14 protein-coding genes and 1 pseudogene are annotated in these 12532 nt (G+C 59.3%); 12 read left to right on the forward strand and 3 right to left on the reverse strand.

What is annotated here, in order from left to right; all coding sequences use genetic code 11:
* Nucleotides 1-36: 36 nt before the first annotated feature.
* The 10 genes and pseudogenes from FHX06_RS26165 (at nt 37) to FHX06_RS26210 (ending at nt 7493) form a co-directional block, all read left to right on the forward strand.
* On the forward strand, nt 37-186 hold the full coding sequence (locus tag FHX06_RS26165) for a DUF3563 family protein (RefSeq protein ID WP_018115599.1): 150 nt from the start codon (nt 37-39) through the stop codon (nt 184-186).
* A gap of 145 nt (nt 187-331) precedes the next feature.
* Nucleotides 332-922: a DUF2062 domain-containing protein gene (locus FHX06_RS26170; protein ID WP_113146138.1), complete on the forward strand. Its 591-nt coding sequence runs from the start codon at nt 332-334 to the stop codon at nt 920-922.
* Between the two features lie 34 nt (nt 923-956).
* Nucleotides 957-1361 carry a holo-ACP synthase gene (gene acpS / locus FHX06_RS26175; RefSeq protein ID WP_113013905.1) on the forward strand — a complete coding sequence of 135 codons (405 nt, stop codon included), beginning with the start codon at nt 957-959 and terminating at the stop codon, nt 1359-1361.
* Between the two features lie 114 nt (nt 1362-1475).
* The gene (gene lepB, locus FHX06_RS26180) at nt 1476-2219 is read left to right on the forward strand and encodes a signal peptidase I (RefSeq protein WP_018115596.1); all 744 of its coding nucleotides are present in this window, start codon (nt 1476-1478) and stop codon (nt 2217-2219) included.
* A complete protein-coding gene (gene rnc / locus FHX06_RS26185) occupies nt 2216-2932 on the forward strand; it encodes a ribonuclease III (protein WP_018115595.1) in 717 nt (238 codons plus the stop codon). Before lepB ends, rnc begins: the two co-directional genes overlap by 4 nt.
* A gap of 8 nt (nt 2933-2940) precedes the next feature.
* A complete protein-coding gene (era, locus tag FHX06_RS26190) occupies nt 2941-3879 on the forward strand; it encodes a GTPase Era (RefSeq protein WP_112544749.1) in 939 nt (312 codons plus the stop codon).
* Nucleotides 3880-4094: 215 nt separating this feature from the next.
* Entirely contained in the window at nt 4095-4847 is a 753-nt protein-coding gene (locus tag FHX06_RS26195; RefSeq protein ID WP_018115593.1) for a Crp/Fnr family transcriptional regulator, read from the forward strand.
* 221 nt (nt 4848-5068) lie between these two features.
* Nucleotides 5069-5560 (forward strand): annotated as a pseudogene (locus tag FHX06_RS26200) (chemotaxis protein CheY).
* 54 nt (nt 5561-5614) lie between these two features.
* Nucleotides 5615-6385 (forward strand): DNA repair protein RecO, encoded by a 771-nt coding sequence (gene recO, locus FHX06_RS26205; protein WP_183881368.1) that lies wholly within the window; start codon nt 5615-5617, stop codon nt 6383-6385.
* A gap of 112 nt (nt 6386-6497) precedes the next feature.
* Nucleotides 6498-7493, forward strand: a complete 996-nt coding sequence (locus FHX06_RS26210) for an aldo/keto reductase (protein WP_113208476.1) — start codon at nt 6498-6500, stop codon at nt 7491-7493.
* A 108-nt stretch (nt 7494-7601) separates the two neighbouring features.
* Here FHX06_RS26210 and FHX06_RS26215 read toward each other — a convergent pair whose 3' ends face one another.
* From FHX06_RS26215 to FHX06_RS26225, 3 genes are all read right to left on the reverse strand, one after another.
* A complete protein-coding gene (locus FHX06_RS26215) occupies nt 7602-8459 on the reverse strand; it encodes an MOSC domain-containing protein (RefSeq protein WP_183881473.1) in 858 nt (285 codons plus the stop codon).
* 9 nt (nt 8460-8468) lie between these two features.
* Complete coding sequence (locus FHX06_RS26220) at nt 8469-9113, reverse strand: HD domain-containing protein (protein ID WP_183881370.1); 645 nt, start codon at nt 9111-9113, stop codon at nt 8469-8471.
* A 73-nt stretch (nt 9114-9186) separates the two neighbouring features.
* On the reverse strand, nt 9187-11091 hold the full coding sequence (locus tag FHX06_RS26225; protein ID WP_183881372.1) for a putative bifunctional diguanylate cyclase/phosphodiesterase: 1905 nt from the start codon (nt 11089-11091) through the stop codon (nt 9187-9189).
* Nucleotides 11092-11560: 469 nt separating this feature from the next.
* Here FHX06_RS26225 and FHX06_RS26230 point away from each other — a divergent pair, with 469 nt between their 5' ends.
* Together FHX06_RS26230 and FHX06_RS26235 are read left to right on the forward strand one after the other, a co-directional pair.
* Nucleotides 11561-11890: a hypothetical protein gene (locus FHX06_RS26230; protein ID WP_018115585.1), complete on the forward strand. Its 330-nt coding sequence runs from the start codon at nt 11561-11563 to the stop codon at nt 11888-11890.
* A gap of 125 nt (nt 11891-12015) precedes the next feature.
* Complete coding sequence (locus tag FHX06_RS26235) at nt 12016-12531, forward strand: superoxide dismutase family protein (RefSeq protein ID WP_018115584.1); 516 nt, start codon at nt 12016-12018, stop codon at nt 12529-12531.
* Nucleotide 12532: the final 1 nt, after the last annotated feature.

Below are 12532 nucleotides of genomic sequence, written 5' to 3' on the forward strand. Positions count from 1 at the left end.
GGTCATCAGAAAATGAAACGAAGATGAGGCAAAGCAATGTTTGAACCGATCAGGAAGTTCGCCCGCGCCCTTCGCGCTCCGACCGCTCAGGAACGTGAAATGGCATATCTCAATGGCTCGCATGACCGTATTGATCTTGAATATCGTCAGCGTCAGGTCGATCGCGGTATCTTCCGCAATCGTTAATCCCTGAAATATACTTGAAGTAAGGAAGGGGGCGTTATGCATGACCCACGCCCCTTGGAAGAAAAGAAGAATAGACGGCCTGTTTCTCAAGCGGTTCCATTTGCCGCTCTTGTCATGGCCCTGTGCGCTGCACTAAATACGCGCCATGTTGTTTCGCCGTCGCAAACCCGCGGGATTTAAGGAAAAGCTGCGAGAGCTCGTATGGCCTCGCAAGGGTTTTCTGCGCCCGCCGAAATATCTCATTATGCGCGTCCTGCGCCTGACTGCCTCGCCGCATGCGGTTGCAGTGGGCGTCGCTGCGGGTGTCTTCGTGTCGTGGACACCCTTCATCGGCGTGCATTTCGTCATGGCCTTCGTCATCACCTATCTGCTGTCAGGCAATATGGTGGCGGCAGCGCTTGGCTGCGCGGCCTTCGGCAATCCGCTGACCTACCCCTTCATCTGGGGCATCACCTGGGAAGTTGGCCATCTGCTGCTCAGCCGGCAGGATCAGCTGGCCGGGCAGACGATCAATCTGGCCGAGCTCTTCCACAAGCTGCATTTCACGGAACTGTGGAAGCCGGTGCTGGAGCCGATGCTGATCGGTGCGATCCCGCCGGCTGCGATCACCTCGGTTGCTCTTTATGTCCTGACATTCTACACCGTGAGAGGCTTTCAGGCGCGTCGCCGCGCCCGGCTGATGGAGCGTGCGCGTTTCAGGCTCGCCAATCCCGCTGTCGAGATGCCGACCGTCTGAGCCGAAGCAGTGTCATCCTGAAAGGCCTATTCGCATGATCATCGGAATTGGCAGCGACCTCATCGATATCAGACGCGTGGAGAAATCGATCGAACGCTTCGGTGATCGCTTCACGCATCGCTGTTTCACCGAGATCGAGCGCGCCCGCTCGGATCGCCGCGCCAACCGCGCAGAATCCTATGCGAAGCGCTTCGCCGCCAAGGAAGCCTGCTCCAAGGCGCTTGGCACCGGCCTCTCGCAGGGCGTCTTCTGGAAGGACATGGGTGTCGTCAACCTACCAAGCGGAAAGCCGACGATGCAGTTGACGGGCGGCGCCGCCGACGTTCTCAAGGCCATGATGCCGGCAGGCCACAAGGCCGCCATTCATTTGACAATAACCGATGATTATCCCTTGGCTCAGGCTTTTGTGATCATCGAAGCGCTGCCGGATGCCGTATGATAGCGACCTCTCGTCGCTTTTAGTGCCGTCGTTATTGCCGCCACCGGCCGAAGCCGCTAGAGAGAACATCAGAAAGAAATGCGCCTTGCCGGCGTCTTGAAGGAATAAGACTGCGTGTCCGAAAAAGTCGAAGCCAAGCCGAACGCCCTCTGGGAAAATATCAAGGTCATCATCCAGGCTCTCGTCCTGGCGATGGTTATCAGGACTGTCCTGTTTCAGCCCTTCACCATTCCCTCTGGCTCGATGATGCCGACCTTGCTGGTCGGCGACTATATCTTCGTCAACAAGTTTGCTTACGGCTATTCGAAATATTCGCTGCCTTTCTCGCCTGACATTTTCAGCGGCCGTATCTTCGGTTCCGATCCCAAGCGCGGCGATATCGTCGTTTTCCGTTTCCCGCCGAATCCTGACGTCGATTACATCAAGCGTGTCGTCGGCCTGCCGGGCGATCATATCCAGGTCACCGACGGTGTTCTCTACATCAACGGCAAGCCGGTTCCGAAGGTGCCCGACGGGACCTTCAATTCCGACTACAAGCTTGATCCGGGCCAGGACGTGCCGGTGTTCCGCGAGACGCTTGACGATGGCAAGACCTACGACACGCTCGACCAGTCGCCGGTTTCGCGCGCCGACAACACCCGCGAGTTCATTGTTCCGGAAGGCCATTATTTCATGATGGGCGACAACCGTGACAACTCGCTCGACAGCCGCTTCGATGTCGGTTACGTGCCGGCGGAAAACCTTGTCGGTCGTGCCAGCGTCATCTTCTTCTCGCTTGGCAACGACACGTCCTTCCGCGAAATCTGGAAATGGCCGACCAACATGCGCTGGGACCGCCTCTTCAAGGTTGTTGAATGAGCAAGGCGCAGACGCTCTCAGCGGCGGACCGCGCAAAGCTTGAAACCCTGATCGGACATGAATTTGTCGAGAAGGAACGTCTGGACCGCGCGCTGACCCATGCCAGCGCGCGCACCGACAAGGGCAATTACGAGCGGCTTGAATTTCTCGGCGACAGGGTTCTCGGGCTCTGTATCGCCGAGTTGCTGTTCCGGACCTTCGGGACTGCGGCCGAAGGCGAGCTTTCGGTTCGCCTGAACCAGCTTGTCAGTGCCGAAACCTGTGCTGCCGTTGCCGACGAGCTCAATCTCCACCTCTATATCCGCACCGGCGCCGACGTGAAGAAACTCACCGGCAAGCGCATGATGAACGTGCGCGCCGATGTCGTCGAAAGCCTGATCGCAGCCCTCTATCTGGATGGTGGCCTGGAGGTCGCCCGACGCTTCATCCTGCGTTATTGGGAGGGCAGGGCGGTGCGCGCCGATGGCGCCCGCCGCGATGCGAAGACCGAATTACAGGAATGGTCGCACGCCAAATATGGCGTTACACCCGTCTACCGGGTTGAAGAACGCAGCGGACCGGATCATGATCCGCGTTTCAAGGTGACTGTTGAAGTCACTGGTGTTGCACCGGAGACCGGGGTAGAGCGCTCCAAGCGCGCCGCAGAACAGGTCGCCGCTACGAAAATGCTCGAGCGTGAAGGCATTTGGCAGTCGACCTCTGCCGGAAATTGACGGGATCAATGACAGAAGAAAACGAAATGGCAGCCGAAGTCGCTGCTGAAAGCAATCCGACGCATTCCGGCTTCGTCGCCTTGATCGGCCCGACCAATGCCGGCAAGTCGACGCTGGTCAACCGCCTCGTCGGTGCCAAGGTGTCGATCGTCAGCCACAAGGTGCAGACGACGCGTGCCATCGTGCGCGGCATTGCCATTCATGACAATGCACAGATCGTCTTCATGGACACGCCCGGCATCTTCAAGCCGCGCCGTCGCCTCGATCGCGCGATGGTGACATCCGCCTGGGGCGGCGCCAAGGATGCGGATCTCATCATGCTGCTGATCGACAGCGAACGCGGTCTGCGCGGCGATGCGGAAGCCATCCTCGAAGGCCTGAAGGATGTTCCGCAGAAGAAGATCCTTGTCCTCAACAAGATCGACCGCGTCAATCGCGAGTTGCTTCTCGCACTTGCCGCCACCGCAAACCAGACGGTCGAATTCGAACAGACCTTCATGATCTCGGCAGAGAACGGTTCCGGTTGCGACGACGTGATGGATTATCTGGCGAAAACCCTGCCGGAAGGTCCGTGGTACTATCCGGAAGATCAGATTTCCGATCTGCCCATGCGCCAGCTGGCCGCCGAAATCACCCGTGAGAAGCTGTTCCTGCGCCTGCACCAGGAGCTTCCCTATTCCTCGCATGTCGAGACGGAGAAATGGGAGGAGCGCAAGGATGGCTCCGTGCGCATCGAGCAGGTCATCTATGTCGAGCGTGACAGCCAGAAGAAGATCGCGCTCGGCAAGGGCGGCGAGACAATCAAGGCGATCTCATCAGCCTCGCGCCGCGAGCTATCTGAAATCCTTGAGCAGCCTGTCCATCTCTTCCTGTTCGTCAAGGTGCGCGAAAACTGGGGTGACGATCCCGAACGCTTCCGCGAGATGGGTCTCGAATTCCCGCGCTAACGCATGTCGCGCAAAAGTGTGTCGCGGTTTTGCGACAAAGGAATTTGAAAAACCAAAAGCCGAAGGGTGACAAGAAAACTGGCTGCTGGGTTCCAGCCTCTTGTTTCCGCATGAAAATCTCTGCCTGTTCCCGGGAACAAATCGGCCTGTCTGCGCATTGATGTGCGAACGGCGCTGCACCCTGCAGCGCCGGTTTTCTCGACAGCAGGGGCACGATGGCGACGGCAAAACCTACCCATTCCTTCAAGACGCCCTGCGAGCAGTGTCCGCTGCGGCCACTGCCGCATTTCCGGGAATTCAGCCGGGACGAGCTCGACTTCGTGTCGAGATTCAAAAGGGGCGAACTGGCCGTCGATGCCGGTGCGACCATTCTCGTTGAAGGTGCCCATAGCGCCCATCTCTTTACGGTGCTCTCGGGCTGGGGTTTCCGCTACAAGATGCTGGAGGACGGCCGCCGGCAGATCCTGAACTACATCGTGCCGGGCGACCTGATCGGCCTGCAGGGGACAATCATGGGCGAGATGCAGCATTCCGTGGAGGCCCTGTCGCCTGTAACGCTCTGTGTCTTCGAGCGCGACAAGCTGATGACGCTTTATAACAAGCACGCTTCGCTTGCCTTCGATATTACCTGGATCGCGGCGCAGGAGGAGCGCATTCTCGATGAGCATCTGCTCAGCATCGGTCGTCGTACCGCGCTTGAAAGAGCTGCCTATCTCATCGCCTTCCTGTTTGAGCGCGCAAGGAAGCTCAGCCTTTTCAATGGCCGCAACGTCATCCCGATCACGCAGCAGCATATTGCCGATACACTTGGTCTTTCGATCGTTCACACCAACAAGACGCTGAAGAAACTTGCAGGGCGCAACCTGATCCGCTGGCAGGAGCGCGGCTGCGACGTGCTGGACGGAGAGGGATTGATGCGGGTTGCCGGATGGGAGGGTCTGCGTGAAGGAAAGCGTCCCTTTATCTGAGGCATGTCGCGCAAAACTGTCCGGCCGTTTTGCGATGATGATACGCGTCAGCAAGGAATTGAAGCGTCGCAACCGGATCTGAAAGATTAAGACGCGTGCTGGAATCTTTCCGGGCCGGATTGGTCAGCCTTAATGTCTTTTTTAAATGCAAATTCGTGCCGGGAAAAATAGAGTTGTGTCATCTTTCCTCCGATTTTCGTTTTTATCGACCGGAGGCAAAAATGTGGCTATTCAGTTGAGGTGGGCAACCATCGTCAACGGTCCAGGCGAGAAACCGACGGAATGATGTTTGCAAAAAGGCAGAAGCGCTGCGATGTTTGTGCTTCACGAGAGGCATGGAGATCATGAGCGAAAGAACCCGCGTTCTGGTCCTGGAAGACAGTCTGATCATCGCCATGGAGGCGGAGGATATCCTGCGTCTCGTTGGTGCGGATACGATCGATATTGCCAATAGCCTCGATCAGGCCAGGGACGCGATCCAGGTCGCAGATTACGATTTCGCACTTCTCGACGTGAATCTCGGAGAGGCGATGAGCTTCGATTTCGCTCGTGATCTGTCGCTCGCCAATATTCCGTTCGGTTTTGTCAGCGGCTATTCCGATACGCAGGATTTCCCGACTGATCTTCAGGACGTGCCCCTTCTCGTCAAGCCTTTCGACGAGAACGCGATGCGCGATTTCCTCCAGAAGCTTTTCCCGACACCGGCCGAATGACACAGCCCTAGCCTTGCTCTAAAATGAATCGGCAGGCTGAAGGACAGTTTTCCGATGCAATGGCAGGACCAGGCGATCATTCTTGGCGTCAAGCGCCACGGCGAGACGAGCGTCATCGCCGAAGTGATGACGCGCGAGCGCGGCCGCCATCTCGGTCTCGTCCGCTCCGGACGTTCGCGCACCATGCAGCCGGTGCTGCAGCCCGGTAATGAGGTGGAAGTTACCTGGCGTGCGAGGCTGGATGAACATCTCGGTGAATTCCGCCTCGAGCCGGTGAAGCTGCGCGCGGCGCGGCTGATGGAGACGGCGACCGCCGTCTATGGCGTGCAGGCCATGGGCGCTTTGCTGCGCCTGCTCCCCGAGCGCGACCCGCATCCGCATCTCTTCGAGGCGCTCGAAGTCATCCTCGACCATCTCCACAATCCCGCCGATGCGGGGGAGCTTTTCGTTCGCTTCGAGCTTGCAGTGCTGAACGATCTCGGCTTCGGGCTCGACCTGACGGAATGCGCCGCAACTGGCAATCGCACCGATCTTACCTATGTCTCGCCGAAATCCGGCCGTGCCGTCAGCCGCGATGCCGGCCAGCCATGGGCCGACAAGATGCTGCTTTTACCGGCTTTCCTGAGTGTGCAGGAAAACCACGCGGCCGATTTCGACAGCCTTGTAGCGGCATTCCGTCTGACCGGATTCTTTCTGCATCGCCACGTCTATGAACCGCGTGGTCTGGAGGCTTCGGCAGCCCGTGAAGGCTTCGTTCAGGCGGCACTCAAGGCGCTGAATCCGGCTTCCCGGACGCTTTCGCGGCCGAATGATCTTTCTGCCTGAACGGTTTTTCATACCTGCAAAACAGTCTTCAGTTTTGGCGGTTTACCCCCGTATGCCGCACCCCTATCTCTCGTTTGGTAGGGAAAGCTTCTAAGCGCTCAAGGAGGAAGCCATGCTGACCAAGCCCGATACATCGACCACCATCACGCTCTGGAACGGGCAGGAGATTCCTCGCCTCGGCATGGGCTGCTGGGCGATCGGCGGTCCGTTCTTCGCGGGCGATACGCCGCTCGGCTGGGGCGAGGTGGATGACAATGAATCCATCGCTGCGATCAACCGCGCGATCGACCTTGGCATTCGCTTCTTCGATACAGCCTCGAATTACGGCGCCGGCCATTCGGAAGAGGTTCTGGGACAGGCGATCGGCAATCGCGCCGATATCGTCATCGCCACCAAGTTCGGTTTTGCCACCAATCCGGAAACGAAACAGGCGACCGGCGCCTTTGCCGATCCTGCCTTCATTCGTCAGTCCGTCGAGACGTCGCTTCGCCGGCTGAAGCGGGAGCGTCTCGATCTCCTGCAGTTCCATCTCAACGACTTTGCACTGGACCAGTCCGACGCGGTCTTCGATACGCTGCAGGCTCTGCGGGAAGAGGGCAAGATCGATGCCTTCGGCTGGAGCACGGATTTTCCCGATCGCGCCGCCCGTCATGTTCACCGTCCCGGCTTCGTTTCGATCCAGCATACGATGAACGTCTTCGAGCCGGTGCCTCGGATGATCGATGTGATCGAAAAGAACGGTCTCATCTCCATCAATCGCGGGCCGCTTGCCATGGGCCTGCTGACAGGCAAATTCACGCCGGACAAGGCCGTCGGCGCCAAGGACGTGCGCGGTGCAGCACTCGAATGGATGGTCTATTTCAAGGATGGCCGCATCGCGCCGGAATTTGCAGCAAGGCTCGATGCCGTACGCAGCCTGCTCACATCCGATGGACGCACGCTGACGCAGGGCGCACTCGCCTGGCTCTGGGCGCGCTCGCCGCGCACCTTGCCCATTCCCGGTTTCCGGACCGTAGCTCAGGTCGAGGAAAATGCCGGCGCACTGGAAAAGGGCCCGCTGCCGGCCGATGTGATGGCGGAGATCGACGCGGCGCTGGCCCGCGTCTGAGGCTGCAAAGCATGTCGCGCAAAAGTGTGGAGCGGTTTTGCGAGGACGACATGCGTAAAAACAGAGACCTGAAGCGTGACACGCGAATCCCGGGGATCGCGGCGCGCTTTAGGCTCGGGCGCGCACCTTGAAGGTCCAGCCTTCCGGCCGTGCCTCGATGATCTTCACCTCATCGCCGATCGCAACCCTGCCGGTGCCGCGTGGCGTCACGTTCCAGCCGAAAAGCGGGCCGGGGACCCGCCGGTCACCCGACATGCGGATCCGGCCCATGGCAGGCATGGGGTTCGCCACCTCGCGCGAACCTGTCAACTGGTCCTGCGTGGTCATGATGCAGCGGGCGCAGGGCTTGACGAGGTCGAAGCGGATGCCGGCGATCTCTATCGCCGCCCAGCGGTCCTCCGCCCAGGCCTCATCCGTGTCGATGACGATATTCGGCCGGAAACGCTCCATGCCGACGTCGCCTTCGGCGTGGGCCGCGAGATCCGCGTTGAGCGCCTTCAGCGATCCCGTTGTCGTCACCAGGATCTGGTAGCCGTCCGAAAAGGTCACCGGCGTGCCTTCGCCCGCCCACTCGGCATTTGCCGTTCGTCTGGCGGCACTGTCGAAGAAGACGAGCTTCACCTCACGACCGAGCCATTCCGAAAGCCTGCCGTTGCTGTCGTCGTCGGCAACGGCAGCGCTGACAGCCGATTTCCAGACCGTGACATCGAGCCGCCGCTCCGGATGCGGCGGCGGTACTGCGATATCGGCTTTGCCCTGCATCAGCAGGCGAAAGGCGCCGGTCTCCGGTCGTACGTCGATCCGGGCAAGGGCCGGAAGCTCGCGCTGCGTGATGAATTGCCCAACCGCGTCCGTCACCATGGCGCGCCGATCGCCGGGCAGGCCGCAAGCATCGATCTCCGTGGAGGGCAGGGCAATGCCCCGGGCGCTCTTGAGCGGGTAGATGAAGAGATCGCTGACGCGCATCATAGGCTCCTAGATTTCATCCATAAATGCCGCGAGAAAGTCGCGCAGGCTCCTATCGCGGGCGGCCGCCAGTTCGCGGCCGGTCCGGGTCTGGAAACCATCCGCCAGTTTGAACAGCTTCGTCTGGAAATGGTCAATCGCATAACGCTTGTCATCAAGCGGGCGGTCGCCGGCGGCAGGGTCGGAGGGATCGTAGAGGCCAGATCCAAGCCGCCCAGCTATATAGAAGCAGCGCGCCGCGCCCACCATGCCGATCGCATCGAGCCTGTCCGCGTCCTGCAGGATTTTTGCCTCCAGAGTTTCCGGCGGCACGTTGGCCGAGAAACTGTGCGCAGTGACCGCATGAGCAACATCGGCGATATCGTCGTCGCTCCAGCCAAGCTCTCTCAAGATACGCGACGCTTTTTCTGCAGCGAGCGCTGATGCCTGGGCGCGCAGAGGTGAGTTCTTCTCGACGGCGACGCAATCATGCAGCAGCACGGCAGCGGCCAGCACGTGACCCTTGCCGCCTTCCGCGGCATGGATGCGCATGGCATTGCGGAAGACGCGCAGGATATGAGCGAGGTCGTGGGACCCGTCGTCACCCTCGGTCGCATGTGGAATGAGCTCCGCAGCCAGGGACTCATGGGAAGAAAAGGCTTCAGCCTTGAACATCGTCGTCACCGGTTTTCAAAGGATTTGTATCCCATCGATAACGGCTTGGCCGGCGAGTCGCAACGTGCCGAAATCAACGCCGGAGTTTGACGAGCGGCGTAACGCTGTCCGTCTTTTTCGGCGGCATGCAAAGCATGAAGGCGACGTCGCTGAAGGGTTTTGGGGGGCTTATGTAATAGCCCTGGATCTCGTCGCATGCCTCACGTTCGAGCAGCGCCATCTGCTCTGCCGTTTCCACGCCCTCTACGGTGACGCGCATGCCGAGCGCATCGCCGAGCAGGATGATCGCACGCATGATCGCATGCGCTTCCCTATGATCCACAATGTCGTTCACGAAGGACTTGTCGATCTTGATCTTGTCGAAGGGGAAGCTTGAGAGGTAGCTCAGCGACGAATAGCCGGTTCCAAAATCGTCCATGGATATGCGGATGCCGCGCTCCTTGAGCGCATGCAGGACCGGCAACACCTCATCGCGATTTTCCATCAGCACGCTCTCGGTGATCTCCAGTTCGAGGCGCGAAGGCGAAAGTCCCGCCGCCGCCAGCGCCTCGCCGACATCTTTCGGCAGATCGCTGCTGCTGAACTGGATGGCCGAGACATTGACGGCAATCTTGATATCCTCGGGCCATTGCGCTGCATCGTTGCAGGCCTGGCGCAAAACCCAGCGGCCGATATCGACGACGAGACCGACCTCTTCGGCAAGCGGAATGAACTCCATCGGCGAGACGCGGCCGCGCACCGGATGATTCCAGCGGATCAGCGCCTCGAAGCCGCTAATCCGATGCTGCGCCAGGTCGTAGAGAGGCTGGTAGTGAAGCTCGAATTGCTCGTTCTGCACGGCGGCACGCAAATCGGCCTCCAGCGCATGGCGGGCCTGTATCTTCTCGTCCATCTCGCCGGTGAAGAAACGTTCGTGCCGGCGCCCGTCGGCCTTGGCGTGGGAAAGAGCGACCGCCGCGTTGCGCAGCAGCTTGTCGGTCTCGACAGCATCGTCAGGGGCTATCGAAATGCCCATGGAAACGCTGAGTTCCACCTGCTTCTCGCCGCGGAAGAAGGGTTCGCTGAGCTCGCGACGGATCTGGTCGGCAAGCGCGGTGACGTTCCACGGCTGTTGGCGGCCAGTCTGCAGGATCGCGAATTCGTCCGAGCCGAGACGGGCAAGGATATTCTCCGAGCCTGCCGAGGCGCGGATGCGCTCTGCCACCTGTTGCAGGATCTTGTCGCCGGCTGAAACACCAAGCGTGTTGTTGATCGACTTGAACCGGTCGAGATTGAGATGCACGAGCGCGATCTGCTCGTCCGGCCTGCGATCTGAAAGGGCTGCATCGATCTGCTCGCGGAAGCGAATGCGGTTCGGCAGGCCGGTCAGCGGATCGTGATGGGCGAGGTAGGTGATGCGTTCTGCTGCCTTGCGGTCTTCAGTAATGTCGGCATGAATGGCGATATTACTGCCATCGGCAAGTATGGTGACGACGCTCTGGATGATGCGGCCGTCGTCCATCCGCCATTCGCGCCTGCGGATACGCCCCGCCTTCGAAGAGGCCTCCTGACCTTCCCTCCTGCCGCGGGTCCTGGCGTGGGCCTGCTCCGTACCGCGTGTCTTGCGCATCAGGTCGGCAATCGCCGTACCGGGCATGACATCGTCATCGGTAAAGCCGAAGAGCTGGCGAAAACGCAGGTTGGAAAGGGTCAGCCGCTGGTCCGCACCGAACACACTGAGGCCGAGCGGCAGGTTGTTCAGGACGATTTCGAAGAGCTCGCGCTGATCTGCAAGTGCCTGCCTGGTGAAACCGACCGTGCTCCGCAATTCGCGGTTTTCTGCGAGCAGCGTCTCGGCGCTGCGCTCGATTTCGCTATAGTCGCTCTCATGGCCACGATAGGTCGCGATCACGAGATCCATCAGATGCTCTGCATCGATCGATCCGTCCTCATCGACGGCCTGCGTGCACTGTTGCCAGAAAAGCGTCTCAGCTTTCATGCGCATAAACCCCATGCGGGACGGTTGCGATGGAAGCATGGCAAAAGGCGAAGGCGTCTTCGATTGGCAATAGGTGCCAGATCGCGCCGAGCATAAAAAAGACCTTCCTAAAATGAATGCAAGAATCACTTTTTTTAAGTAGCAAGTAACCGCTTCCAGCAACTCGCACGCGGCATCTTCTACCGCTCCGATTAATAATCGGTTGCAACCAGGCGACGCTTTATCGCTAGCCGGCAATTTGTTTGTATCTCGCAAACTACTGAAATACTGAGGAAACCTGGTTTCCAAGGGTAATTGGAAAGTGCCGTGGGAATGGGTGGTTACACTTTGTCAACTATGGTTAATCGGGAGTTAACAGCTTATTGACCGAAGCCGCAAATCAGTTTAGTCACCAGATCAGCCTTTGATATTTTCCACCCGTGTACTGCGTACAGACTCTCACCGGAAGAAGCGGTGAACGGAGGTTTGTATGACTACTCTTTCATCAGTATCAGACATCTCTTATGCATATTTGGCAACGCTCTCGCGGCTTGATGCCAATGGCGACGGCGTCTTGAGCCGCACTGAACGCGCGGCAGATCAGAAGCCTGGCATCATCAGGGAATTCCTCGAAGAGGATGATTCCGGCAATTCGCAGCCGAAATATCCGAGCAGCCTCGTCGCGCTCATGATGGACTACGGCGACAACGGCTCGGGCGTTCCCTATGCGCTGCAGCAGGTTGCCCCCAATGCCGACGACCAGGCGACGCAGATCTATCGCAATACCTATGGCGAGTTCGATTTCGGTGTCGCCGCCTGAGCCTTGATCAATGGCGGTCGCAGTTGAGCCGGCCGCGCGCCGGCTTTTTCTTGCCTTTTAGGCGGGCAGGAACACCTTCCCTTTGTGAGCGTTGGGGCATAGTGCCCAAAACGGAAGGAAACCCGATGAAAATCATAGGCATCATCGCTGGCCTCGGTCTACTTGCAGCGGCGTCCCAGGGCTTTGCCCAGGACAAACAGACGGCGACGGCAAATTTTATCGGCCCTGATGGCAAGGAGTCCGGCCGCGCCACGCTGACTGCTGCGGCCAATGGCGGCGTTTTCATCGAGGCGGAAATCTCCGGCTTGCCGGCCAACAAGTGGGTCGGTTTCCACATCCATGAGACAGGCCGCTGCGATGCCGCAACGCATCATCAATCGGCCGGGGGCCATTTCAATCCGACCAAGGCAGAGCACGGTTTCCTGGCCGCCAAGGGACCGCATGCCGGAGATATGCCGAACCAGTATGTCGGCCAGGACGGCATATTGCGCGCACAGGTCTTCGATACCATGATCACGCTCGACGGCAAGGAAGACGGCGTGCGTGGCCGCGCGCTGATGGTGCATGCCGATTCCGACGATTATCGAACCCAGCCTACGGGCGGCGCCGGCGACAGGATCGCCTGCGGGGTGATCAAATAAG

This window comes from Rhizobium sp. BK512 (assembly GCF_014194915.1).
Classification (GTDB): Bacteria; Pseudomonadota; Alphaproteobacteria; order Rhizobiales; family Rhizobiaceae; genus Rhizobium.

What these genes read in the sequence shown, in the direction of transcription:
- FHX06_RS26165 (WP_018115599.1), top strand. Translation starts at nt 37, where the DNA reads ATGTTTGAACCGATCAGGAAGTTCGCCCGCGCCCTTCGCGCTCCGACC.
- FHX06_RS26170 (WP_113146138.1), top strand. Translation starts at nt 332, where the DNA reads ATGTTGTTTCGCCGTCGCAAACCCGCGGGATTTAAGGAAAAGCTGCGA.
- acpS (WP_113013905.1), top strand. Translation starts at nt 957, where the DNA reads ATGATCATCGGAATTGGCAGCGACCTCATCGATATCAGACGCGTGGAG.
- rnc (WP_018115595.1), top strand. Translation starts at nt 2,216, where the DNA reads ATGAGCAAGGCGCAGACGCTCTCAGCGGCGGACCGCGCAAAGCTTGAA.
- era (WP_112544749.1), top strand. Translation starts at nt 2,941, where the DNA reads ATGACAGAAGAAAACGAAATGGCAGCCGAAGTCGCTGCTGAAAGCAAT.
- FHX06_RS26195 (WP_018115593.1), top strand. Translation starts at nt 4,095, where the DNA reads ATGGCGACGGCAAAACCTACCCATTCCTTCAAGACGCCCTGCGAGCAG.
- recO (WP_183881368.1), top strand. Translation starts at nt 5,615, where the DNA reads ATGCAATGGCAGGACCAGGCGATCATTCTTGGCGTCAAGCGCCACGGC.
- FHX06_RS26210 (WP_113208476.1), top strand. Translation starts at nt 6,498, where the DNA reads ATGCTGACCAAGCCCGATACATCGACCACCATCACGCTCTGGAACGGG.
- FHX06_RS26215 (WP_183881473.1), bottom strand. Translation starts at nt 8,459, where the DNA reads ATGCGCGTCAGCGATCTCTTCATCTACCCGCTCAAGAGCGCCCGGGGC.
- FHX06_RS26220 (WP_183881370.1), bottom strand. Translation starts at nt 9,113, where the DNA reads ATGTTCAAGGCTGAAGCCTTTTCTTCCCATGAGTCCCTGGCTGCGGAG.
- FHX06_RS26225 (WP_183881372.1), bottom strand. Translation starts at nt 11,091, where the DNA reads ATGAAAGCTGAGACGCTTTTCTGGCAACAGTGCACGCAGGCCGTCGAT.
- FHX06_RS26230 (WP_018115585.1), top strand. Translation starts at nt 11,561, where the DNA reads ATGACTACTCTTTCATCAGTATCAGACATCTCTTATGCATATTTGGCA.
- FHX06_RS26235 (WP_018115584.1), top strand. Translation starts at nt 12,016, where the DNA reads ATGAAAATCATAGGCATCATCGCTGGCCTCGGTCTACTTGCAGCGGCG.